This is a genomic window from Corallococcus exercitus, assembly GCF_042231735.1.
GTDB classification, from domain to species: domain Bacteria; phylum Myxococcota; class Myxococcia; order Myxococcales; family Myxococcaceae; genus Corallococcus; species Corallococcus exercitus_B.
This window is the reverse complement of sequence record NZ_CP102577.1, coordinates 4,211,989-4,233,291: the sequence shown is the minus strand read 5'-3', so window position 1 is coordinate 4,233,291 and position 21,303 is coordinate 4,211,989. Positions and strand designations below refer to the sequence as shown.

Sequence of the window (21,303 nt, the reverse complement as noted above, 5' to 3'; positions counted from 1 at the left end):
TGCGGCAAGGCTCAGGGGCCGGGCTCCAGGGCCCGGATGGCGGTGCGCTCCACGCGCTCCAGCAGCGAGCGCAGCACGGCGCGTTCAGCGGGTGACAGCTCCGCGAGCACCTCCGCCTCCGCCTCGAGCGCGGCCGGGGCCACGCGCTGGTAGAGCCTGCGGCCGGAGGCGGTCAGCGTCAGGCGCCGCGACCGGGCGTCGCTCTGGCTCGTGGCGCGCCGCACCAGACCGCGCTCCTCCAGCGAGCGAGCCGCGCGGCTCACCGGCACCTTGTCCATCCGCGTGCGCCGGACGAGCTCCCGCTGCGAGCGCTCTCCGTCCTCACCGAGCACCGCGATGAGCCGCCACTCCTGCGTGGAGAGGCCGTCCTCGGCCGCGTACACGCGGGCGATGCGTTGGCTCACCACGTTGTCCGCGACCGACAGGCGATAGGGGAGGAAGGCGTCGAGGGTGAGGCTCGCGGTGCGTGCTTTCTTCATCGGGCCCGGGACTATAGCCAGCGCCGCCCGTCCGTCTGCCCTCCGAGGCGGGCGGCCGCGGCCGCATTGCAGGGGCGGCCGGGGCAGCGGACCTTTCAAGCACCATGGCCACGAGCAAGCAGCGCGCCGCCGGGCGCAAGAACATCAAGAAGGCCGCGACCGCCGCCAAGCGCAAGCGCACCTTGAGCAAGCTCCCCAAGAGCACCCGCACCGCGCTGGGCAAGCAGGCCAACAAGGTGAAGCGCTCCAAGGCGAAGTCGCGCTGAGCTGTCAGCCCGGGCCAGGCGCGCGGACGAGGACGGGAAGGGGATGCCACTCTGGCTCCAGGCCGGACTGTGGGGGCTGCTCGCCGGGAGCGCGCTGCTCGTCGGAGCGGCGGTGGGCTATGCCGTCCGGCTGCCCACGCGCCTCATCGCCAGCGTGATGGCGTTTGGCGCGGGCGTGCTCATCTCCGCGCTCTCCTTCGACCTGATGGATGAGGCCTTCCGGCAGGGCGGCGTCGTCCCCACCGCGCTGGGCTTCGTCGCGGGCGCCACCCTCTACAGCCTGGCCAACGTGGTGCTCTCGCGCAGGGGGGCGAAGCACCGCAAGCGCTCCGGCGGGAAGCAGCCCTCGGAGGCCGAGCGTGGAGGGAGCGGCATGGCCATCGCCGTGGGCGCGCTGCTCGACGGCATCCCGGAGTCCATCGTCATCGGCGTGAGCCTCATCACCGGAGGCGCCGTGAGCCTCGTGGCCGTCGTGGCGGTCTTCCTCTCCAACGTCCCGGAGGGTCTCTCCTCCGCCGCGGGGATGAAGCAGGCCGGACGCTCCAAGGGCTACGTCTTCGGCGTGTGGGGCGGCATCTCGCTCCTGTCCGGCCTGGCGTCGCTGCTGGGCTACGTCGTCTTCCGGGGCTTCGCTCCCAGCGTGGTGGCGGGCACCACCGCCGTGGCCGCCGGCGCCATCCTCGCCATGCTCGCGGACACGATGATGCCGGAGGCCACCGAAGGGGCCCACGAGCTCACCGGCCTCATCACGGTCGCGGGCTTCCTCGCCGCGTTCATGCTCACGAAGCTGGGTGGGTGACAGGCCCCACGGGGGCCGTCCTTCCGGGGAATGCGGGGGTGCTAGGGTCGCGCTCCCATCCGTCTTCGGTAGGAGTGCCCTCCATGGTGTCGTTGCTCGCCGCCGTCCTGCTGGCCTCCGCGCCCATGTCCCCGTCGCTGTCGCTGCTGACGCCGGAGGACGGACCCGCGCACTCCGCGCGGCTGCTGGTGGCGCGGCAGGCCCCCACGGGCGCGCAGGAGAACGCCTTTCCCGCCACGCCCTTCCCGGATGGCGGCCTGGACGCGCGCATCCAGGAGCTGACCCAGCGAGTGGGCCTGCTCCAGGAGGAGATCGACGGCATCCGCCTGGGACGCCCCCGCAGCTCGAAGATCATGACGACCTTCGGCTTCATCCTGGGGGCGGCGCTGCTCCTCGGCATCCCGCTGATCATCGACGGCCTGATGGAGTCCGGTACGGACCGGGAGATCAGACTCCTCCTCGGCGTGCCCTTGACGGTCGTCGGCGTGGTGGGCGTGGTCATGGTCGTGGTGGGTTTCAGCCGGGGAGGGCGCATCGCGCGGGAGAGGAAGGCCCAGCGCGAGGCTCTCATCCAGGAGAAGAGCCAGCTGGAGGCGGAGCTGCGCGACCTCCGGGCCCGCCGCGACGGCGTGAGGACGCGGCAGTGGCAGCCCCGCCCCTCCATCCCCCTCATCGCCGTGAACTTCTAAGTAGGTGGCCAGAAGTTGATGAACAAGCCCTGTGGCCTGGAGGTTCTCAGCGAAGACGCGCGCTTTGCGAAGCGCAGCGGTGAGTCGCGACGGTGTGCATCCGCGGGCGTCACGGCGGGCCCACGGGCAGGGGCGCCCGCCGGGCGCGCCTTTGCCAAACCTGTCTGACAGTCGGACAGGTTCGCGCTGCATGGGGCCCGGGGCCGCCCCGTCCCGGCAACCAACGAGGACGGTGTGCCCACGTGTCCATGTCAGACCCTTCTGGTTGGATGGGCGAGGCTGGGGCGAGGAGGCGGACGGTGATGGTGCGGGTGGGGCTCGTGGCGTACGTGGAGGAGCAACTCGAGCGAGAAATTTCGCTCGGGAGGCTGCCGAGGAACGGCCAGATTGGCTCGGAGCAGGTGCTGGCGCGTCGCTACGGGGTGAGCCGAGGCACCGTGCGCGAAGCGCTGCGGCGGCTGGCGGCGCGGGGCCTGGTGGTGCAGCGTCCCGGCCGGGTGACGCGTGCGGTGGCGCTGGATGAGTCACTGACGCTGGAGAACCTGGGCCTGGCGCTGCATGACGAGCGCTCCGAGGAGTGCCGGCGGCTCCTGGAGGGCTTCTTCAGCCTCAAGCGGCAGGTGTTGGTGGAGCTGCTTTCCGACTGCTGCGCGAGTGCCTCCGAGCGGGACGTGAGCCTGCTGGAGGACACCTGCTACAGGCTCTCGGACGCGGCGCACTGGAACCCCGGTGCACGGTGCGCGCAGCTGGAATTCGAGTTGCTGAGGCTGGCGGCCCAGGCGGCGTCACGTCCAGGGCACCTGCTCCTCATTCAGTCACTGCAACGGGCCCTGCGAGGCAACGCGGCCCGGCTGCTGTCCTTCATGGGCGGCGAATCCCTGCGCCAGTGGGCCCTGTGCGCGATGCACGCCCTGAGCGAGCGCGACGCGCAGGCACTTCAGCACCAGCTGCCGACGCTGCTGAAGGCGTGCGATGAGCGCGTGCTCAACCGCTTCGCGCCAGCCCCCCAGCAGATGGTGTCTTCCGAGGTCCAGTGCGCCCAGGAGGGCCTCCTCGAAGCCCCCGCGTCAGCCACCGCGCAGGACGATGCGCTTGATGCACGCTCGTATGTTGAGGAGCACGGCCTTGATTCCCCCGCGTCAGTCACTGCGCAAGACGACGCTTTTGAGACACACCCTTCCGTGGAGGAGCACGGCCTCGGCGCCCCCACGTCAGCCACCGAGGCGTTCGGAACTTCCCCCTGCGCGCCCAATGAGGGGGGCGTTGGGTGGGCGTGCCGGGCGCGACCTTGGGAAGCCCCATCCGACTGTCGGACGGACTGCATCACGCCACCCAGGCCCCCAAGCCCAGGGGACTGCGCTCCTCCGGAAGCTCCGTTGCTCGCTCACCAGGGCGACCTGCTTCGTGTGCAGCCACGGCCCTTCGCTTCTTCCATCGTCCATGAAGACCCGCACGTCGCCCCTCTGAAAGAGCACTCCTGTGCCGACTGCCCCCGACGTATCCGCTTGAGCCGTGCCTCCGCCCCGGATGAGGCAACGAACTCCTAAGGGCCTATCTAAGTAGGGAGCCACCAGTTCCGAGACGAATGCAGGGGCCTTGCCCGTTCCCCCCGCTTCGCCTCGGATTCGTTCAGGAACATTTGGCGACCTACTCAGGCCGGGCCCTGGTGACAGCGGACATCAGGCGCCCGACCGCGGTCACCAGGGCCGGGCCCCCGGGCCCGGGGCAAACCCCTGGAATCACGTGAGGGACAGGTGTCCCCGGGGCGCTCCAGAGGCGGCACGACGGTTGCTCTAGGGAGGGACACACGTCATCCGCTTCCGAGGCCCACCATGAAGCTGCGCTCCTCCTCCTTCTCCGCGCCGTCCCTCTCCTCCGGCTCCCGCACGCGCAGCCCCAGCGCGCCTCCCAAGCTGGAGACGCCCAGGACGGTGAAGCCGGAGACGGTGTCGACGCCGAAGGCGCCCACCGCCTCGGAGCTGCAGGCCGGCAAGAACAACCTCAAGCCCGCGGACCACGGCGTGGTGCACCCGGACCTGCCGGGCATCCGGACCCGCCGTGACCACGGTCAGTCCGGCGCGGACTTCGCGGACTTCACGCAGGACGCGCGCAACTCCACGCACAAGCTGATGAGCCGCCCCGTGGGCAACCAGATGCTGACGGAGCTCAACGGCCGCACGCCGCACGTGAACCCCGGCGCGACGGGCACGCCGCAGAAGCCGCTGACGGTGGCGGACATCTACTCCGGCCGCAACGAGTCCATGCCCATGTCGCACCGCCCGCGCCACGACGGCACGCTCCAGTCGCTGCGCCCGGCGTACCGCTACGACGGCCAGCCTGGCGCGGGCCAGGCCAGCCGCATCAACTACAACGAGAACGACCCCGGCCAGCGCTTCAACAGCCTGGGCCACGAGTCCGTGCACGCCTGGCGCGCCGCCCATGGCACGCAGGTGAGCCCGCTGGCGGTGAGCAAGCACTCCAACGCGGACGTCTTCAAGCGCTACCCCGACCACTCGGCGCCGATGAAGGACACCGTGGAGACGCGCCTGCAGCTGCGCGAGGAGTTCGAGACCGTGGGCCTGCGCCCCACGCCGCGCATGCCGAACGCCCCCACGGAGAACGCCATCCGCGCCGAGCACGGGCTGCCCTCGCGCCAGGACTACTCGGGCTTCCGGCCCGGCGCGAACAAGAACGACGCGAACTTCGAGAACTACGACCTGGGCTCGGATGACCGCAGCCGGTTCCAGAAGTTCATGGGCACGCCGTCGCCGCTCGGGAAGATCGTCGGCGACCTGGAGAAGTAGGCGCACCGGCAGGATGCATCCCGGGCGAGGGCCTCGCCGCCAGCTTTGACACCCTCCCGGGTCGGATTGCCGCGCGCGCAGCCACCCCCCACCGTTGCCTTGAGACCGCCGGTCCGAGGGGGAAGCCCGATGCGCGCGCGATTCCTGTTCATCCTCATCCCGTCGTTGCTTGCCTCGGGGACGTCCGCCGGAGCGCAGGACCCCCGCCCGCCGGAAGCTGGCGCGGCCGCGCACGGAGCGCATGGCAAGCCGTCCGCCCTCTCGAGCCTGACGTCGCTCGCGGAAGGGGCCGTCCTCTTCGATGACCTGGGGACCTTCCAGCGCAAGGTGACCACCCGGTCGCCGGAGGCCCAGGCCTTCTTCGACCAGGGCCTGCGGCTGACGTATGCCTTCAACCACGACGAAGCCGCGCGCTCGTTCGCCCGGGCCGCGCAGTTGGATCCGTCCTGCGGCATGTGCTTCTGGGGCGTCGCGCTGGTGCTGGGGCCCAACTACAACGTGCCCATGCTGCCGGACCGGGCCGCGACCGCCTGGGAGGCCCTGCAACGGGCCCGGGCGCTCGCCCCCACGGCGGCCCCCGAGGAGCAGGCGCTCATTGGCGCGCTGTCGAAGCGCTATGGCGGGCCGGCGCCTCGCACGCCCGAGCAGATGAAGCCCTTCTCCCAGGCCTACGCCAGCGCCATGCGCGACGTGGCGAAGCGCTTCCCGGACGACATGGACGTGCAGGTGCTCTTCGCGGAGTCGTTGATGAACTTGAACCCGTGGAAGCTCTGGACGCTGGAGGGCAAGCCGAATCCGGGGACAGGAGAGATTGTCTCCCGGCTGGAGACGGTGCTCGCGCGCGCGCCGAACCACCCGGGCGCCAACCACTATTACATCCACGCCATCGAGGCCTCGGAGCACCCCGAGCGCGCGCTCCCCTCCGCGGACCGGCTGCCGGGCTTGATGCCGGGGGCGGGGCACGTCGTGCACATGCCGGCGCACATCTACCAGCGGGTGGGCCGGTACGCGGACGCATCGGAGAGCAACCGCCGCGCCGTCGATGCGGACAATGCCTATCTGCGCAAGGTGGACCCCATCGGGTACTACCCGATGTACCTCGCGCACAACTGGGGCTTCCTGTCGTTCTCCGCGTCCATGGAGGGGCGGCGTGAGGAGTCCATCCGCGCCGCGCGCGAGTCCTCGAGGGCCCTGCCGCCGGAGATGCTGACGGAGATGCCCGGCATGGACTTCTTCGTCTCCGAGCCGCTGCTCGCGATGGTGCGCTTCGGCCGCTTCGACGCGCTGCTCGATGAGCCCCGGCCGGACGCGAAGTACCCGGTGCTGACGGGGATGTGGCTGCACGCGCACGGGCTGGCGCTCGCCGCGAAGGGGGAGTTCAAGAAGGCCCGCGCGGAGCATGAGGAGCTGGTGAAGCTGGCCGCGAGCGTCCCCGACACGCTGACCGCGGGAAACAACTCGGCGAAGGCCGTGCTGGACGTGGCGGCCCGCGTGCTGGATGCCTCCATCGCCGAGCGTCAGGGCTGCGCGGACGCGCTGTCACGCTGGGACGACGCGGTGCGCGCAGCGGATCAGCTGGCCTACTCGGAGCCCAACGACTGGTTCTATCCCGTGCGCCACTACCAGGGCGCGGCGCTGCTGGACGCGAAGCAGTACAAGGCCGCGGAGGCGGTCTACCGGGAGGACCTGCGCCGCAACCCGGGCAACGGCTGGGCCCTCTTCGGGCTCACCCAGTCGCTGAAGGGGCAGGGCCGCACGGCGGAGGCGTCCGCCGCGCGTCAGCGCTTCGAGACGGCCTGGGCGAACGCGGACATCGCGCTCACGCGCACGGCTTTCTGAGGTCAGCGGGCGTCAGTCCAGATCCTCCAGCGCTATCTCCGCCAGCTCGCGGTAGAGCGGCACTACCTCCACGGCGAGCAGGTCCTCCATCACCTTCCGGGCGCCTGCGGTATCGCCCGCCTGCCGAAGCTTTCGGACTTCGGACCTTGCTGCCATCATCCGCATGGAGCCGCCGCGGATCCGCCCGCGCTCCTCGCGGAGCAGGGCCGTCGCGGTGGTGACGTCCTGGATGGCTGCCTGTGCGTCGGCATCGGGGATGGCCACCTCGCGCGCCGTGCGCAGCAGCAGCTCACGCACGTCCGGAGTGAGCACCAACGCCTCGCCCGCCTCCACGCGGGCTGCGAGGGCGCGCACTTCATCCCAGTTGATGTCCTCGGACATGCTCAGCGCCTCTTCCTCTTCGGACGGCAGCTGTCGTCCGGCCACTCGCCCCGCTGTCCCTCGCAGTACCTGAAGCAGTCGTAGCAGGACCCCGTCCAGTGGTCCTCCTGACATTGCACGTAGGTTTCCAGGCAGATGCGCTTCCACTCCGGAAGGTCCCGGGAGAGCTCCTCCGCGGCCCTTGCGAAGAGGAGGATGTCCTCCGCCTCCAGGTCCGTCGCCCCACAACGAGCGGGATTGCCCGGGTGTGTCTTCACGCAGCAGCTGATGGAAGAGTCGTTGGGGCCGCACTGCGCCTGGGCCAGATACACCGCAGTGGCGCTGGGTTGGGTATCGCTGACCTGGGCATGCGCGCCGCCGCTACAGCTCACACTGGCCAGCGAGAGCGTGGCCAGAACCCAGATGCCCAAGGCTTGAATGTTCCTCGCATACATCTGTCACTGCTTAGAGCTGATTCTGTCTGGCCTCCATCCCTCGCAAGAGGGAGTCCAGGGCCGTACGGCCTTCTGAGGTCAGCGTGCTCCGGCGCGGCGAAAGCCATACACCCATGCGCCGGCGGCGACGAGTGCGGGAATCACCACCGACAGGGTGAGCGCGCCGAAGACGGCGTCGTTCACGGGCTGTCCGATGAGGTCCACGCCGGACACCCGCAGCCACGCCTTCACGCAGGTGATGCCCCAGTTGGCCCAGTTGGCGACGATGACCGCCCAGGCCAGCCGGCGCTGCCCCACGGGGCCGTAGCGCAGCATGGGCAGCGTCCACGCGACGCCCAGCAGGAAGAACGTCCCCATCAGCGCGTTCAGGTGCGCGGCGAGCGCCATGTGCGGATCCGCCGGCACCTTGCCCGTCATCGCCGCGGAGACGTAGCCGCCGGTGAGCAGCCCCACCAGCATCAGCCAGGCCCCGGCGTGGGCCATGAGCCGGGCCGCGGGCTGGACCTGGGCCTGGGCCTCGGGAATGACGGTGGACTCGGGGACGACGGCCTCGGGGAGGGGACGGGCGGTGGCGGTGCGCATGATGGGCGGAGCGCCATCCTCTCACCCGGCCTTGCGCGGACGCCAATCACCCCCTGCTGACTCCTGGCGTCAGAAGCGGGCCTGGAGCAGCACGTTGACGCCCACCTCATTGGCGGGCTGGAGGACGGGCTCGCCGACGCCGGTCTCGTCGTCCTCGAAGGTGGTCTGGTTCGGGTCGTGCGTGTAGGAGACCTCCGCCAGCACGCCGGCCACCGTCTCCAGGTCCCAGCGGGCCGTGGCCTTCGCCGTCACCACCAGCTTCGGGTCCACGCCTTCGGGGAGGAGGGTGAACCTGTTGGGCCCCTGGAACACGGCGGTGGAGGTGTTGCCCGGAATGCCCACGAACACGTTCCCCAGCGATGCGGGCCGGGTGACGCGCACGAGCAGCCCGGGCGTCAGCCCCCAGTCCTGGAGGTGGTAATCGCTGCTCAGCGTGCCGGACACCTCCGCGCGCTTCTCCGTATCGCTCGGGAAGTCCTGGTACGGGGGGAACCCGGGTGCGTCGACCTGGATGAAACCCGGCGTGCGGACGTAGGCCAGCGCGTGCGCCCGCCAGAAGCCCTGCTTCACCCGCGCCTCCATGGCTCCCGCCCCCGACGTCTGCGTGCGTCCCTGGGGCGGCGCGGTCTCCGGATCCACCAGGCCCTGCGACACGAGGCTGCCTTCCAGCGACACGGAGGCGCTGAAGCCCCCCGGGTACGTCTCCGGCTGGAAGAAGCGCTCGAAGAAGGTCGGGTCGCCCGTGTAGAGCGTCAGGTCGACGTTGTTCCCCACGGGCTCGCCCCGGTGCCAGAGCGCGCCCAGCGAGGCTCCTCGCACGGGGACGTGCAGCTCGACGCCCTGGGTCGCGGCGCCGGGGACCTGCCCCCGGTTGAGCACGGTGCCCTTCGCGGCCAGCCGCAGCTCGGGGGTGACGTCCAGGAAGCCGCCCGCGAGCAGCGAGTAGCGCCGTGAGGCCTCCAGCGCCAGCTCATCGAGCACGTTGGCGGACTTGAGCGCCACGAAGGCGTCCCACCGCCGCCGCGACAGGCGCAGCTCCAGCGCGGACTCGGTCCCGCTGTGGCGGGGGAAGGCCGTCCGCTCCCAGGTCACCGGGTAGGTGAAGCCCATGTAGAGCCGGGACGTGGTGATGGGGTGGACCGCCACGACCCATCCCTCTCCGGCCTCCCAGCTGGAGGGCCGGTAGCGCAGCCGGAGGTTGCTGCCGAAGTCCTGCAAGGCAATGCCCTGGCTCAGGGCCGTGGCCAGGAAGAACGACAGCGTGGCTTCCGCGCGCAGGCCCGACGCGAGCTCCGGCGTATGGCCTTCCAGCGCCGCGTGGAAGGACGTGTTCGAGCCGTCGGTGTCGACGTCCTCGTCGAAGGCGTAGAACGACAGCCGCGCCTGGAAGGGCGCTTCGGTGGGTGTAGGTTCAGGGGCCTGCCCCAGCAGGAGCAGCAGGGGCAGCGTCAGGAGTGGAGCCGTCATGGACGCGCGCGTCTATCACGTGTCGATGCGGCTGTGCCGCTGGGTGTCCGGCATCACGGTGTAGACGAGCAGCGAGCAGAAGATGCAGGCCGTGACGTACCAGAAGAACCACGCCTCGTGCCCGGCCAGCTTCAGGCGCGTGCCCACGTACTCCGCGGTGCCGCCGAAGAGGGACACCGTCAGCGCGTAGGGCAGCCCCACGCCCAGCGCCCGGATGCGCGCGGGGAACAGCTCCGCCTTCACCACCGCGTTGATGGACGTGTAGCCGGAGAGGATGACCAGCGCGGCGAGCACCAGCATGAACGCGGTGAAGGCGTCCCGCGTCCGGGTCAGCGCGGTGAGCAGCGGCACGGTGCACAGCGTGCCCAGGATGCCGAACCCCATCAGCACCGGCCTGCGGCCCACCTTGTCGGAGACGTAGCCGAGCACCGGCTGGAGCAGCATGTAGAGGAACAGCGAGCCCGCGGAGATGAGCGTGGCCTCGTCCCTCGTCAGCCCCACGGAGTTCACCAGGAACTTCTGCATGTAGACGGTGTACGTGTAGAAGGCGAGCGTCCCACCCATGGTGAGCCCCACCACGACGGCGATCTCCTTCGGGTGGCGCAACAGCTCCTGCATGGGGCCGTGCCCGGACTTCTTCGCCGCCTCGCGGGTGAAGGCCTCCGTCTCCACCATGTTGCGCCGCATGTAGAAGCCGAAGATGGCCAGCGCCGCGCCAATGCCAAACGGGATGCGCCAGCCCCACGCCTCCAGCTGCGGGCCCGTCAGGACCCGCCGCTGCAACACCAGCAGCGTCAGCGTGGCCAGCAATTGTCCCAGGATGAGCGTGACGTACTGGAAGGAGCTGTAGAAGCCCCGGTGGCGGGAGGTGGCCACCTCGCTCAGGTAGGTGGCGCTGGTGCCGTACTCGCCGCCCAGGGAGAGCCCCTGGAGCAGCCGCGCGAGCATCAGCACGACGGGCGCCGCCACGCCGATGCGCGCGTACGTGGGGCACACGGCGATGACCAGCGAGCCCAGGCACATCAGCGTGACGGACAACGTCAGCGCGGACCTGCGGCCCCTCAGGTCCGCGTAGAGCCCCATCAGCCAGCCGCCCACCGGCCGGATGAGGAAGCCCAGCGCGAACACCCCGGCGGTGTTGAGCTGCTGGACCAGCGGATCCGCGTCCGGGAAGAACGCCTGCGCGAAGTACAGCGAGAACGCCGAGTAGACGTAGAAGTCGTACCACTCGATGAGGTTGCCCACCGAGCCGCCGAAGATGGAGCGCAGCCGCTGCCGCAAGGGAGACATCGGGCTCTGGGCTCAGGCCTTCAGCGTGCGGCCGAACAGGTCCAGGAGCCGGCTCCAGTGCGTCTCCGCGACCTCCGCGTTGAACTGGGGCGTGCCCGGCACCGCGTAGCCATGAATCGCGCCGGGGTAGAGCTCCGAGCGGTGCGTCACGCCCGCGTCCTTCAGCGCCGCCTCCAGCGTGCGGATGGCGTCCGCGGGCATGGCGTTGTCCTGGTCCGCGTGGCCGAAGTACAGCTCGCCCTTCACCTGGTTCACCAGGCGGTGGGGGCTGTCGGGCGAGTCCGTGGCCAGCCGTCCGCCGTGGGACGACGCCACCGCGGCGATGCGGTCCGGGAAGTCCGCGCCCATGCGCACGGCGAGGCCGCCGCTGAAGCAGTAGCCGGCCACGCCCGCCTTCGGACCCTTCACGGAGGGCTGGCGGAAGAGGAAGTCCAGCTCGGCGCCCGCGTCCGCCTTCAGGCGCTCCGGCGTCAGCGTGCCGATGAGGGCGTAGACGCGCTTGCGGAAGGACTCGTCATGGAAGGTGCCCTTGAGCTCCAGCTTCGACGCGGGGGCTTCCCGGTAGAACACGTTGGGCAGCAGCACCACGAAGCCGGCCTTCGCCAGGCGCCGGGCCATCTCCTCGAAGACAGGGCGGACGCCAAAGGCATCCGTCAGCATGATGACCGCGGGCCACGGCCCCGAGCCTTCCGGCTGGAACAGCTTCGCGTCCATCACTCCATCCGCGGTCTTGATGTCGACGTCCTGCATGGCGTGGGTGACCTCCAGCGGGCGGTGCATGCGCCCAGGCGGGAAGTGACACCACACGCGCTGGCGATGCGCCATCCGTTTCGCGCCGGGCCCCCACCTCCCCGTGCGAAACGGACACTTGCTTCCCTTCGCGAGCCGGAAGGCCGGGCCTCCCCCTGGAGCCCGGCCTCCCGTCTTCAGCGCCGCGCGACTACTTGACGCAGTTGCCCCAGCCGCGCTTGCTGTTGCTGACGGTCATCTCCCAGTAGCGGGTGCCGCTGTTGTAGTCGATGGACACGCCGTCGGTGTAGTTGCTGGTGCTGAAGTTGCCACCGATGCCGGACAGCATGCAGGCCACGCCCCCCGGGTTGTAGGCCAGGTTGTGCGTGAAGCTGCCCGGGTTGCCGGCGATCCACAGCCAGCCGCCCGCGTCCGAGGGAACATCCACGCAGACGGCGCGCGCGCCACCGGCCGCGCCCAGGTTGCCGCCCAGGTACCAGTTGTAGCCGTCATTCCAGACGCGGGCGTAGTCGGCGTTGGCCGTGAAGCCGCCGGCGGCCTCCACCTGCGTGAGGAAGCAGCGGCGGTCCGCGGTCACCGCGCCCAGCAGCTTCGCCGCCTGGCCGTCGTACCAGGAGACTTCCGGGGTCCGGTTGGTGGCGGTGTTGATGCACTGCACGCCCGAACTCAGCGCCTTGCCGTTGCTCTGGTTGACGAAGATCTCCCAGTTGCCCGCGTACTGGAACACGCCCACGCCGGCCCAGCTGGTGCCCTTCAGGTTGCCCTGGACGCCGGTCAGGAAGCAGGTCCGGTTGGTGGAGGTCCCGATGGCCGTGGAGGTCAGGCCATTGGCGGCGGTGCCCCACCAGTAGGTCCCGCCCAGGGCGACACCCTGCTCGCTCGTCGCCAGGGACGCATCCTCCGGGGCGGCCGGGGCGGCGGCCTCCGTGACGGCCGCGTTCGCCGCGGCCTCGTCCATCATCGGGTCGCCACCACAGCCCACCGCGAAGAGGCACAGGGGCGCCGCCAGGAAGAGCTTCCGCGCGAAGTGATTCTTGGACATGACGTTTCTCCGTTCTGCGTTCGGGAAATGCCAGCGATGCGTCTGCTGGCCGGGGTTCGTCCCGGCCGGGTCGCCAGCGGGGAACGTGACGGTGCATGAGCAACCGGGATGCCAACGCCTCGCTCCAGGGGGCGCGTCGGCGCGGGCCGCGAGGCACGGCAAGCCTTGCGTGTCCCCGGCTCCTGGGGGCTGGCAAGGCTTGCACGGACGGCAAGAGTTGCACGGGGGGCCTTCGCCGGGAGGTGTGTCCGTGCGGGCCTCCTGGCAGGATCGCCTGCGCAACCGACGGAAGCGGGAGGGCAAGGTGGGCATGCATCGCGAAGGCGCGGCCGTGGTCCGGACCCTGGTGCTGCTGGGCGTGCTGTGGGGCGCGGGCGCGGGGGCGGAGGTGACGCGCGCGGAGTTCCTGGTGCCGTCGGAGGAGGGCATCGAGGTGTCCGTCCGCGAGGTGAAGGACTCCGGCATGCAGGTGGCGAACCTTCCGCCGCTCGTCTTCCTGCACGGCGCGCGGGTGCCGGGGCGCGCCTCGTTCGACCTGCCCGTGGAGGGCGGCTCCATCGCGGCGGAGCTCGCTCGCGCGGGGCACGCCGTGTACCTCCTGGACGCGCGCGGCTATGGCGGCTCCACGCGGCCCCTGGCCATGAGCACGCCCGCGAAGGGCCGGCCCCTGGTGGGCTCTCACGAGGTCGTCCAGGACGTGCACGCGGTGGTGGCCTGGGTGAAGGCGCGCACGGGCCAGCGCCGCGTGGGGCTGGTGGGGTGGGCCACCGGAGGGCACTGGGCGGGCATGTACGCCAGCCTCCATCCGGACAACGTCAGCCACCTGGTGATGCTCAACGCGCTGTACGCCGGGAGCGCGGAGCACAAGCTGCTGGGGAAGGGCACGGACTTCGAGGACCCCAAGCGGCCGGGCCGGTTCAACGCGGAGGGCATGGGCGCCTACCGGTGGAACACGGGCGCGTCGCTGATGGCGGTGTGGGACCGGCAGCTGCCGGCGGAGGAGGCGGAGCGGGCGAAGTGGCGCGACCCGGAGGTGGCCGCGTCCTTCCAGCGCGAGGCGCTCGCGAGTGATCCGCTGGGGCCTTCGCGCACGCCGTTCGCCTTCCGGGCGCCGTCCGGGGCGCTGGAGGACAGCTTCTACCTGGCCACGGGCCGGCAGCTCTGGGACGGGGCCTCCATCACGGCGAAGGTGCTCCTCGTGCGCGCGGAGAACGACTTCTGGAGCCGGCCGGAGGACGTCACGCGCCTCCAGGAGCACCTGCACCACGCGGCCAGCGTGAAGGCCGTGGTGCTGCCGGGCGCGACGCACTTCGTGCACCTGGAGCGGCCGGAGCGGGGCCGCCGCGTCCTCATGGACGAGCTGCTGCGCTTCACCGGCGCCCGCGTCACCCCCGCGCCGAAGCCCCCGAAGCCGGTCCAGCCGTGAGCCGTTAGACTGGCGGGAATGATTTCCATCCGGAGACTCGAACAGGCGACCCCCGGGGAGCGGCAGGCCCTGGCCGAGCTGCTCGTCGATTCCGTCGAAGGAGGCGCGTCGGTGGGCTTCCTGCCGCCGCTCTCCCTGGACGCGGCGGAGGAGTACTGGCGGGGCGTCCTCGCGGCGCTGGGCCCGGGGCTGGTGCTCTGGGTCGCGGAGGTGGACGGCCGCATCGACGGCACCGTGCAGCTCGCGCCGTCCCTGCGTCCCAACGGGCTGCACCGCGCGGAGGTGCAGAAGCTGCTCGTGCACTCGCGGGCCCGGGGGCGGGGGCTCGCGTCACGGCTGCTCCAGGAGGTCGAGCAGTTCGCCCGGGGACAGGGGCGCACCCTGCTGGTGCTCGACACGCTGGCGGGCTCGAAGGCGGAGGCCGTCTACCAGCACTGCCAATGGCAGCGCGCCGGAGAGATTCCGGACTGGGCGCGGCACACCGACGGTGAGCTGCACCCCACGGTCCTCTTCTTCAAGCGACTCGCTCCGTAGCCCTTCACGGGGCAGGCGGGCCCCTGGAACTTGCGGCCGGCTGCTGGCTCCCTTGGCCCGGGAATGCCGGGGCCCGGACGCAAGGGCAGGGGAGGCGCCCTAGATTCTCCAGGGAGGCGCGCGCGAGGAGGACCCAGCCAATGGATGACAGGAGCGGGCCACAGGTGGAGCCGGGGGGCGGGGTCTCCCGCGCTGCCCGTTCGGGGCGGTTGAGCGCGCGGCCGGGAGCGCCCCGGGAGCAGGCGGCGCCGGCGGGCACGCACCCGCTCAGCGTGGGCCCGGGCCACGAGACCCTGCTCCACGTGCCGCAAGGCTACCGCCCGGAGGAGCCGGTGGCACTCGCGGTGCTGCTCCATGGCGCGGGGGGGACCGCCCGGTTCGGGCTGGAGCTGCTGTCGCCGCTGGCGGACGCGGCGAACCTGCTCCTCGTGTCACCGCGCTCGCAGGGGCCCACCTGGGACGTCATCGCGGGTGGCTTCGGGCCGGACGTGCGCGTCATCGACCGGGCGCTCGCGCACGTCTTCGAGCGTTACGCGGTGGATCCGGACCGGGTGGCCATTGGCGGCTTCTCCGACGGGGCGTCGTACGCGCTCACGCTGGGGCTGGCCAACGGGGACCTCTTCACGCACGTCCTCGCGTTCTCACCGGGCTTCGCCGCGCCGCCGGTGCAGGTGGGGATGCCTCGCCTCTTCATCTGTCATGGGAAAGAGGACCGGGTGCTCCCCATCGGGCAGTGCGGCCGCTGGCTCGCCAGGGAACTGGGGCATGGCGGCTACACGGTGCACTACCGCGAGTTCGACGGGCCCCACGTCGTCCCGGACGACCAGCGGCACGAGGCCGTGCGGTGGTGGCTGGAGGACGCGTGACGCATGGGGCTCGTCCGCTGCTCCAGGAGCTTCCGGCCGGGCGAGGCCCGGGGTGTCGTCGCACGCCCTCCGGTGCCAGCTTTCCTTCAGGGCGCCTTTCGCGCCCAGTCCTGGAGGGAACCGACCATGGCAGGCGTCAAGGCAGGCAAGGCGAAGAAGATGCAGACCGAGGCATCCAAGGCGACGGGCCGCACGGGCAAGGGCCGAAACAAGGTCCCCAAGGTGTCGCGCGCGGACTCCTCGGAGAAGAAGGGCGGAAAGCTGCGCGGCAACCACTCCACCAAGGCCTGACGTGGCCCGCCCTGTCATACGGCCCAGGTGCCCCTCTCAGGGATGGTAGGGGTACCGCGCCAGGACCTTCCCCTCCGGCGATACGGCATACAGTTCGTACCAGTGCCCGGAGGGGTTGAATCCAGGTGCAGCCCAGCCGCACTTCTCGACGCGCCGGTTGAGCTGCACGAAATACAGACCGCCATGCTGGGCGACGGAGACCTCCATGGCCCTGGCGGTATACGAACAGTCCTTCGCATACTCCTTGGGAAAGCTCGCCAGCAGCCGCTGCAGGGCCGCATGTGCGGCGAGAATCGCCGGGCCATCCAATGTTGCCAGGGGGCGCAGGTCCTCAGGCCACTCAATCCCCTCCGCGACGAGAGGCGCGCGCGGGGTGGCGCCTCCGTCGGCGCTTGCCGCCACGACGGAGGACACGGGGCTGCCCCCATCTCTCGCTGCGGTGCCGGAAGGGGCAGGGGGCGTGCCTCCATCCAGCAGGAGCGTCATGAGAAGGACGTGGTGAGGAAGTTTCATCATGGGGACATGCTCCAGGGAACTTCTACCACTTCAGCTCGGGCGAGCAGCGAGGCAGCAGCATGCGGGGGCTGCGCATGCCGAAGGACTCCTGTGGACGACAGTTCGCCTGGAACTCCCAAAGCGTCTTGTCCTCGTTCCACTGGAAGACTTCCCCCGCGGGGTTCCACTTGTAGAAACGCGGCTCGTCCTTGTGGCCCGTGGCGAGCCAGGCCCATGCGGGGATCAACCGGTTCCTTGAATCACGCGCCAGCCGTCCGCCCGGGCTCGCCGCATAGGACACCATCGTCCACAACCCGTCCCTCATCTTCACCGCGGGGAATTGGGTCAGGTCGTCACTGCTCAGCCGCATCCGGTCGTGGACCGCCGGTGTTCGGGTCGCAGGCGTCCGCTGCTCCCGGCAAGGCCATCAGGGCCCGGAGCGTTGGCAGCACCAGGTCATCCGGAATCGTGTCTGAGTCCGATACGACGGTTGGGATGTTCTCGTGCGGCCAGGGCCCGGGGGCTACCGCGAGGTCGAACCGACCTTCCTGGATGGGCAGCTCGGAGCGCAGGTAGTAGAGGCGGCGACCCGCGCATCCCAGGGCCAGTAAGAACAAGAGGGCGCAGGTCCGTCGCAAGGCGGGCATGGGCTCAGTCCGCCCGGAGGACGACCGCGGGGGGCACGTTCGCGGCCCTCCGCGCTGGCAGCAGGGCCGCGAGGAACGCCACCGCGCCGAGGACCGCCACCACCAATCCATAGGTGAGCGGATCCGTGGGGAGCACCCCGTTGAGCAGATGTGACAACGCGCGGCTGGCACCCCACGCGAGCCCGAGCCCCAGCACGAGCCCCACCGCCGTCAGCCGCAGGTAGTGGCTCAACACCATTCCCATGAGCTGGCCCGCACGCGCGCCCAATGCCATGCGGATGCCCAGCTCGCGCGTGCGCTGCACCACCGCGTAGGCCACCACCCCGTAGAGCCCCACCGCCGCCAGCACCAGCGCCACCCCCGCGAAGAGGCTCGCCAGCAGGAGATAGAAGCGCAGCGGCGCCACCGTTCCATCCACCACCGACGCCAGCGTCCGCACACTGCCCACCGCGAGGTTCGCATCCAGCGCCCGGACCTCCGTGCGCACCGCCTTCGCCAGCGCGAGCGGCTCCCCGGAAGTGCGAAGCACCAGCGTCATGTCCGTGGTCCGCGTCTGCTCATAGGGCACGTACACCTCCGGCGCGGCGGGCGCCGCCAGCCCCTCCATGGCCAGGTTCGCCACCACCCCCACCACCCGGCCCCCGAAGGCGCCGTTGCCCCAGTCCATGTCCGTGTCCACGGTGCGGCCCAGCGGGTCCTCTCCCGGCCAGAAGCGCCGCGCCGCCTCCGCGTTGATCAACACCGCGCGCCCACCCGCGCCCCGGTCCTCCGGCAGCAGTCCCCGGCCGCGAAGCACCGGCACGCGCAACGCCTCCAGCGCCCCCGGCGTGATGATGCGGATGCTGGCCTGCCAGGCCTCCGTGCCCGGCGGCACCGGCCGCTGGGGGTCGCGCACCGCGAGCGTCCAGCGCTTTCCCTCCAGGGGCAGGGCGTTCACCGCGCCCGCCACCTCCACGCCGGGCAGGGCGCGCAGCCGTTCGAGGAGCCCGTCGTAGAACGCCGCGGGCGCCGCGCTGCCAAAGGCATAGCGGAGGGGCGGCAGGTCCAGCTTCACCGTCAGCACGCCCTCGGACTGGAACCCCGGGTCGACGCGCCGCAGGTGCACGAAGCTGCGCAGGAGCAGGCCCGCGCTCACCAGCAGCAGCACCGCCAGCGCCGTCTCCGCCACGATGAGCGCCGCGCGGGTGCGGTGGTGGTGCGCGGCGCCTCCCGCGCCCTCGCCCGTGGTCCGCAGCACGCGCGCCAATTCCACCCGCGACGTCTGCCACGCGGGCACCAGCCCGAAGAGGAGCGTGGTGAACACCGACAGGCCCGCGGTGAACGCCAGCACGGTGCCGTCGAGCGACACCTCGTCGATGCGCGGAATGTCCCGCGGCCCGAACGCCGCCAGCGCATCCAGCGCCCACATGGCCGCGAGCAGCCCGGCCACGCCGCCCAGCACCGACAAGAGCGCGCTCTCCACCAGCAGCTCCCTCGCGATGCGGCCCCGGCTGGCGCCCAACGCCAGGCGCACGGACGTCTCCCCCTCGCGCGACGCGGCCCGCGCCAGCAGCAGGTGCATGAGGTTGGCGCACGCGATGAGCAGCACCAGCCCCACCGCGCCCAGCATCAACAACAACGAAGGGCGCACCTGCCCCAGCAGCACGTCGCGCAGCGGCTCCACGCTCGCGCCCATGTCCGCGTTCGTCGCCGGGTACCGAGCCGCCAGGCTCCGCGCGACCGCCGAGGCCTCGGCCCGCGCCCTCTCCAGGCTCACGCCCGGCGCCAGCCGCCCATACACCTCCAGCCAGTGCGCGCCGCGCGCCTCCGGCTTCGTCATGGACGCGTCCTGGACGAGCGGCGTCCACAGCTCCGCGCGCGACGGGAAGTCGAACCCCGGCGCCATCACGCCCACCACCGTCCACGGCAGGGGCCCGCCCAGGTTCAGCGAGCGGCCCAGCACGTCGGGGCTGCCGCCAAAGCGGCGCTGCCAGAGCGCGTGCGACAACACCGCGACCTGGGGCGCACCCGGCGCGTCATCCCCGGTCTGGATCGCGCGGCCCAGCTGCACGCGGGGCCCCAGCACCTGGAAGAACCCGGCCGTGACCAGCCCGGCCTGCACCTTCATGGGCGAGGCCTCCGTGCGGTCCGCCCCGAGCGTCACCATCGCGGGCGCCACGCCGACGAGCCCCTCGAAGGCCCGCGTCTGTTCGCGCAGGTCCAGCAGGTCCGGCGGCGAGGTCGGCCCCGGGCCCTGCCGGCCCACGCTGAAGAGCCGCACGAGCCGCGCGTCGTCGTGCAGGGGCAAGGGCCGCAGCAGCACCGCGTGCACCACGCTGAAGATGGCGACGTTGGCGCCAATGCCCAGCGCCAGCGTCGCCACCGCCACGACGGTGAAGGTGGGGCCGCGGCGCAGCCGTCGCAGCGCGAACCGGAGGTCCTGGAGGAGGGAGGCCATGTCGGACACGCTTGAGCATGGCGCATGCCACGGGGCCTGGACAGCCACGCCCAGGGGAGAGGTGGGATGAATGCACCACGTCCCTGACCGACGCTGGGAATCCGCATCCCGTATCCGGACACGCGTTCGCGCCAGACGCAGGCGCTTGCGCGCGCGACGCGAGGGAACGCCGCCGCGTCCGTCCGCCCCTCTCACGCCGCCGTGGCACCCGGCTTGCGTAGGCACGCGGCGGCCCCCGTCCTTCCGGAGCACGCCATGCCACACCTTCCCTCACGCCACGCCGTCCGCCGCTTCACGCAGTCCCTCCTGGTGGTCGCCCTGGGAGGCACCGCCCTCCACTGCAAGGACGACCCGGTGGAGCCCACGCCGGTGGATCCGCAGACGCTCTGCTCCGGCACCTTCAGCGACGGCACGAGCATCAACGTCGCGAACCCGCAGCCCCTGGGCGAGGTGCCCCTGCCCGAGCAGTCGTTCTGCGACTTCCACACCTTCGCGTGGAACCAGTTCCTCTACCTCACCCAGACGGTGCAGGACCCCAACGACCCGGTGACCCCCAGCAAGCCCCGGTTCCTCTCCTACGCGCCCTGGTACAACATGCTCCAGCCGGATGGCTCGCCCCGGCCGGGCGCCTTCCCTGGCGGCGCCACGACGCTCCAGGTGAGCCGCCTGGACCAGAAGCAGGCCGGCAGCGGCCAGGACGAGCTGGTCGACGTCGCGGGCAACACCGTGCTGTACGACCTCCGCTTCAACCAGCCGATGTATGACTTCGTCACCGGCGGCACCTACTACACGCAGGCCGGCTACGACGCGTTCTGCCAGCCCACCGACCCGAGCGCGCCGTTCACCCCCTGCGGCAACACGACGCAGCTCTGGCTGCCCTGGGGCAACGGCACGGACCCGGGCTCCATGGAGCTGAAGTCCGCCTGGCGGCAGTTCCCCGGCAATGACTGTCCTTCCTCCCAGATGTACTGCGCGGGGACCAACCTGGGGCTCGTCGCGTTGCACATCGCGCAGAAGACCCCCACGCACGGGGAATGGGTCTGGGCCTCCTTCGAGCACGTCGCCAACACGCCGGACTGCGCGGCGGGCTCCAGCTCGCCCATCGCGCCGCTGTCGCCCCTGGGGACGCCGTGGGCGTTCTTCAATCCCGCGACGGCGCCCGCCAGCGTGATGGAGACGAAGACCTGCGGCGTCGTCCCCGGCAACGCGCAGTGCAACCTGGACCCGAAGGTGGGCACCGGCTTCCAGCAGGTGAACATCTGCCGGACGGACGCCCTGCCGGCCGGGGGCGCGAGCGCCGCCAACTGCGCCGTGGTGGACTCCTCCACCAGCGACCCGAACGCCAACAGCGGCGGCAACGTGTCCTGCCTCAACGCGACGCTGCGGCCCCAGCTCGCGGGCATCTGGGGCAACTACCAGCTCATCGGCACGCTGTGGACCAAGGGCACCCAGCCGCCGGACCAGGACTTCTGGATCGACCTCTTCCAGTCGCCCAAGCAGGGCGTGCCGGAGAAGACGGCGGTGGGCTTCCCGAACCTCGCGAACACCGCGCTGGAGACCTACCTGCAGACAGGCTCCACGGCCTACGACCCGAACGGCTCCGGCCTGTCCAACGCGAACAAGGCGGGCTGCTTCGGGTGTCACAACCCCGTGGCCCAGGACACGGCCACGGACCTGAGCCACTTCCCGTCGAAGTTCGACGACCTCACGGAGCCGCGCGTCCCCGCGAAGCCGTGAGGCCCTGTCTCCGCTGACGCTGACGACGGGAGGGCGTCCCACCCGGGC

At 71.1% G+C, this 21,303-nt stretch carries 22 protein-coding genes; 11 read left to right on the top strand and 11 right to left on the bottom strand.

Going from position 1 to position 21,303, the window contains the following annotated elements; all coding sequences use genetic code 11:
• Positions 1-11: 11 nt before the first annotated feature.
• Complete coding sequence (locus tag NR792_RS16310) at positions 12-479, bottom strand: MarR family winged helix-turn-helix transcriptional regulator (RefSeq protein WP_375760951.1); 468 nt, start codon at positions 477-479, stop codon at positions 12-14.
• A gap of 104 nt (positions 480-583) precedes the next feature.
• Here NR792_RS16310 and NR792_RS16305 point away from each other — a divergent pair, with 104 nt between their 5' ends.
• The 6 genes from NR792_RS16305 to NR792_RS16280 all read left to right on the top strand — a co-directional run bounded on the left by NR792_RS16305 (position 584) and on the right by NR792_RS16280 (position 6,876).
• Entirely contained in the window at positions 584-745 is a 162-nt protein-coding gene (locus NR792_RS16305; RefSeq protein WP_375760950.1) for a hypothetical protein, read from the top strand.
• A 43-nt stretch (positions 746-788) separates the two neighbouring features.
• Positions 789-1,544, top strand: a complete 756-nt coding sequence (locus tag NR792_RS16300; protein ID WP_375760949.1) for a ZIP family metal transporter — start codon at positions 789-791, stop codon at positions 1,542-1,544.
• A gap of 83 nt (positions 1,545-1,627) precedes the next feature.
• Positions 1,628-2,233: a hypothetical protein gene (locus NR792_RS16295; RefSeq protein WP_375760948.1), complete on the top strand. Its 606-nt coding sequence runs from the start codon at positions 1,628-1,630 to the stop codon at positions 2,231-2,233.
• A gap of 302 nt (positions 2,234-2,535) precedes the next feature.
• Positions 2,536-3,780 (top strand): FadR/GntR family transcriptional regulator, encoded by a 1,245-nt coding sequence (locus NR792_RS16290; protein ID WP_375761634.1) that lies wholly within the window; start codon positions 2,536-2,538, stop codon positions 3,778-3,780.
• A 285-nt stretch (positions 3,781-4,065) separates the two neighbouring features.
• The gene (locus NR792_RS16285) at positions 4,066-5,037 is read left to right on the top strand and encodes a M91 family zinc metallopeptidase (protein ID WP_375760947.1); all 972 of its coding nucleotides are present in this window, start codon (positions 4,066-4,068) and stop codon (positions 5,035-5,037) included.
• Positions 5,038-5,166: 129 nt separating this feature from the next.
• Entirely contained in the window at positions 5,167-6,876 is a 1,710-nt protein-coding gene (locus tag NR792_RS16280) for a tetratricopeptide repeat protein (RefSeq protein ID WP_375760946.1), read from the top strand.
• A gap of 12 nt (positions 6,877-6,888) precedes the next feature.
• Here NR792_RS16280 and NR792_RS16275 read toward each other — a convergent pair whose 3' ends face one another.
• From NR792_RS16275 to NR792_RS16245, 7 genes are all read right to left on the bottom strand, one after another.
• Complete coding sequence (locus tag NR792_RS16275) at positions 6,889-7,257, bottom strand: DUSAM domain-containing protein (protein WP_375760945.1); 369 nt, start codon at positions 7,255-7,257, stop codon at positions 6,889-6,891.
• A 2-nt stretch (positions 7,258-7,259) separates the two neighbouring features.
• Positions 7,260-7,667: a hypothetical protein gene (locus NR792_RS16270; protein ID WP_375760944.1), complete on the bottom strand. Its 408-nt coding sequence runs from the start codon at positions 7,665-7,667 to the stop codon at positions 7,260-7,262.
• A 102-nt stretch (positions 7,668-7,769) separates the two neighbouring features.
• The gene (locus NR792_RS16265) at positions 7,770-8,273 is read right to left on the bottom strand and encodes a hypothetical protein (protein ID WP_375760943.1); all 504 of its coding nucleotides are present in this window, start codon (positions 8,271-8,273) and stop codon (positions 7,770-7,772) included.
• Positions 8,274-8,342: 69 nt separating this feature from the next.
• Positions 8,343-9,740, bottom strand: coding sequence for a hypothetical protein (locus NR792_RS16260; RefSeq protein WP_375760942.1), 1,398 nt, complete (start codon positions 9,738-9,740; stop codon positions 8,343-8,345).
• Between the two features lie 15 nt (positions 9,741-9,755).
• Positions 9,756-11,030 (bottom strand): MFS transporter, encoded by a 1,275-nt coding sequence (locus NR792_RS16255; RefSeq protein WP_375760941.1) that lies wholly within the window; start codon positions 11,028-11,030, stop codon positions 9,756-9,758.
• A 12-nt stretch (positions 11,031-11,042) separates the two neighbouring features.
• Complete coding sequence (locus NR792_RS16250) at positions 11,043-11,780, bottom strand: dienelactone hydrolase family protein (RefSeq protein ID WP_375760940.1); 738 nt, start codon at positions 11,778-11,780, stop codon at positions 11,043-11,045.
• Positions 11,781-11,970: 190 nt separating this feature from the next.
• Complete coding sequence (locus NR792_RS16245) at positions 11,971-12,822, bottom strand: hypothetical protein (protein ID WP_375760939.1); 852 nt, start codon at positions 12,820-12,822, stop codon at positions 11,971-11,973.
• Positions 12,823-13,132: 310 nt separating this feature from the next.
• Here NR792_RS16245 and NR792_RS16240 point away from each other — a divergent pair, with 310 nt between their 5' ends.
• The 4 genes from NR792_RS16240 to NR792_RS16225 all read left to right on the top strand — a co-directional run bounded on the left by NR792_RS16240 (position 13,133) and on the right by NR792_RS16225 (position 15,939).
• A complete protein-coding gene (locus NR792_RS16240) occupies positions 13,133-14,248 on the top strand; it encodes an alpha/beta fold hydrolase (RefSeq protein ID WP_375760938.1) in 1,116 nt (371 codons plus the stop codon).
• A gap of 18 nt (positions 14,249-14,266) precedes the next feature.
• On the top strand, positions 14,267-14,782 hold the full coding sequence (locus NR792_RS16235) for a GNAT family N-acetyltransferase (protein ID WP_375760937.1): 516 nt from the start codon (positions 14,267-14,269) through the stop codon (positions 14,780-14,782).
• Between the two features lie 140 nt (positions 14,783-14,922).
• On the top strand, positions 14,923-15,648 hold the full coding sequence (locus tag NR792_RS16230) for an alpha/beta hydrolase (protein ID WP_375760936.1): 726 nt from the start codon (positions 14,923-14,925) through the stop codon (positions 15,646-15,648).
• A 126-nt stretch (positions 15,649-15,774) separates the two neighbouring features.
• On the top strand, positions 15,775-15,939 hold the full coding sequence (locus NR792_RS16225; RefSeq protein ID WP_375760935.1) for a hypothetical protein: 165 nt from the start codon (positions 15,775-15,777) through the stop codon (positions 15,937-15,939).
• Positions 15,940-15,975: 36 nt separating this feature from the next.
• On the opposite strand, the gene NR792_RS16220 is transcribed toward NR792_RS16225, so the two are convergent.
• The 3 genes from NR792_RS16220 to NR792_RS16210 all read right to left on the bottom strand — a co-directional run bounded on the left by NR792_RS16220 (position 15,976) and on the right by NR792_RS16210 (position 19,518).
• Positions 15,976-16,353 carry a hypothetical protein gene (locus NR792_RS16220; protein ID WP_375760934.1) on the bottom strand — a complete coding sequence of 126 codons (378 nt, stop codon included), beginning with the start codon at positions 16,351-16,353 and terminating at the stop codon, positions 15,976-15,978.
• A 124-nt stretch (positions 16,354-16,477) separates the two neighbouring features.
• Positions 16,478-16,804: a hypothetical protein gene (locus tag NR792_RS16215; protein ID WP_375760933.1), complete on the bottom strand. Its 327-nt coding sequence runs from the start codon at positions 16,802-16,804 to the stop codon at positions 16,478-16,480.
• Positions 16,805-17,085: 281 nt separating this feature from the next.
• A complete protein-coding gene (locus NR792_RS16210) occupies positions 17,086-19,518 on the bottom strand; it encodes an ABC transporter permease (RefSeq protein ID WP_375760932.1) in 2,433 nt (810 codons plus the stop codon).
• A gap of 255 nt (positions 19,519-19,773) precedes the next feature.
• Here NR792_RS16210 and NR792_RS16205 point away from each other — a divergent pair, with 255 nt between their 5' ends.
• Positions 19,774-21,255 (top strand): hypothetical protein, encoded by a 1,482-nt coding sequence (locus NR792_RS16205; RefSeq protein WP_375760931.1) that lies wholly within the window; start codon positions 19,774-19,776, stop codon positions 21,253-21,255.
• Positions 21,256-21,303: the final 48 nt, after the last annotated feature.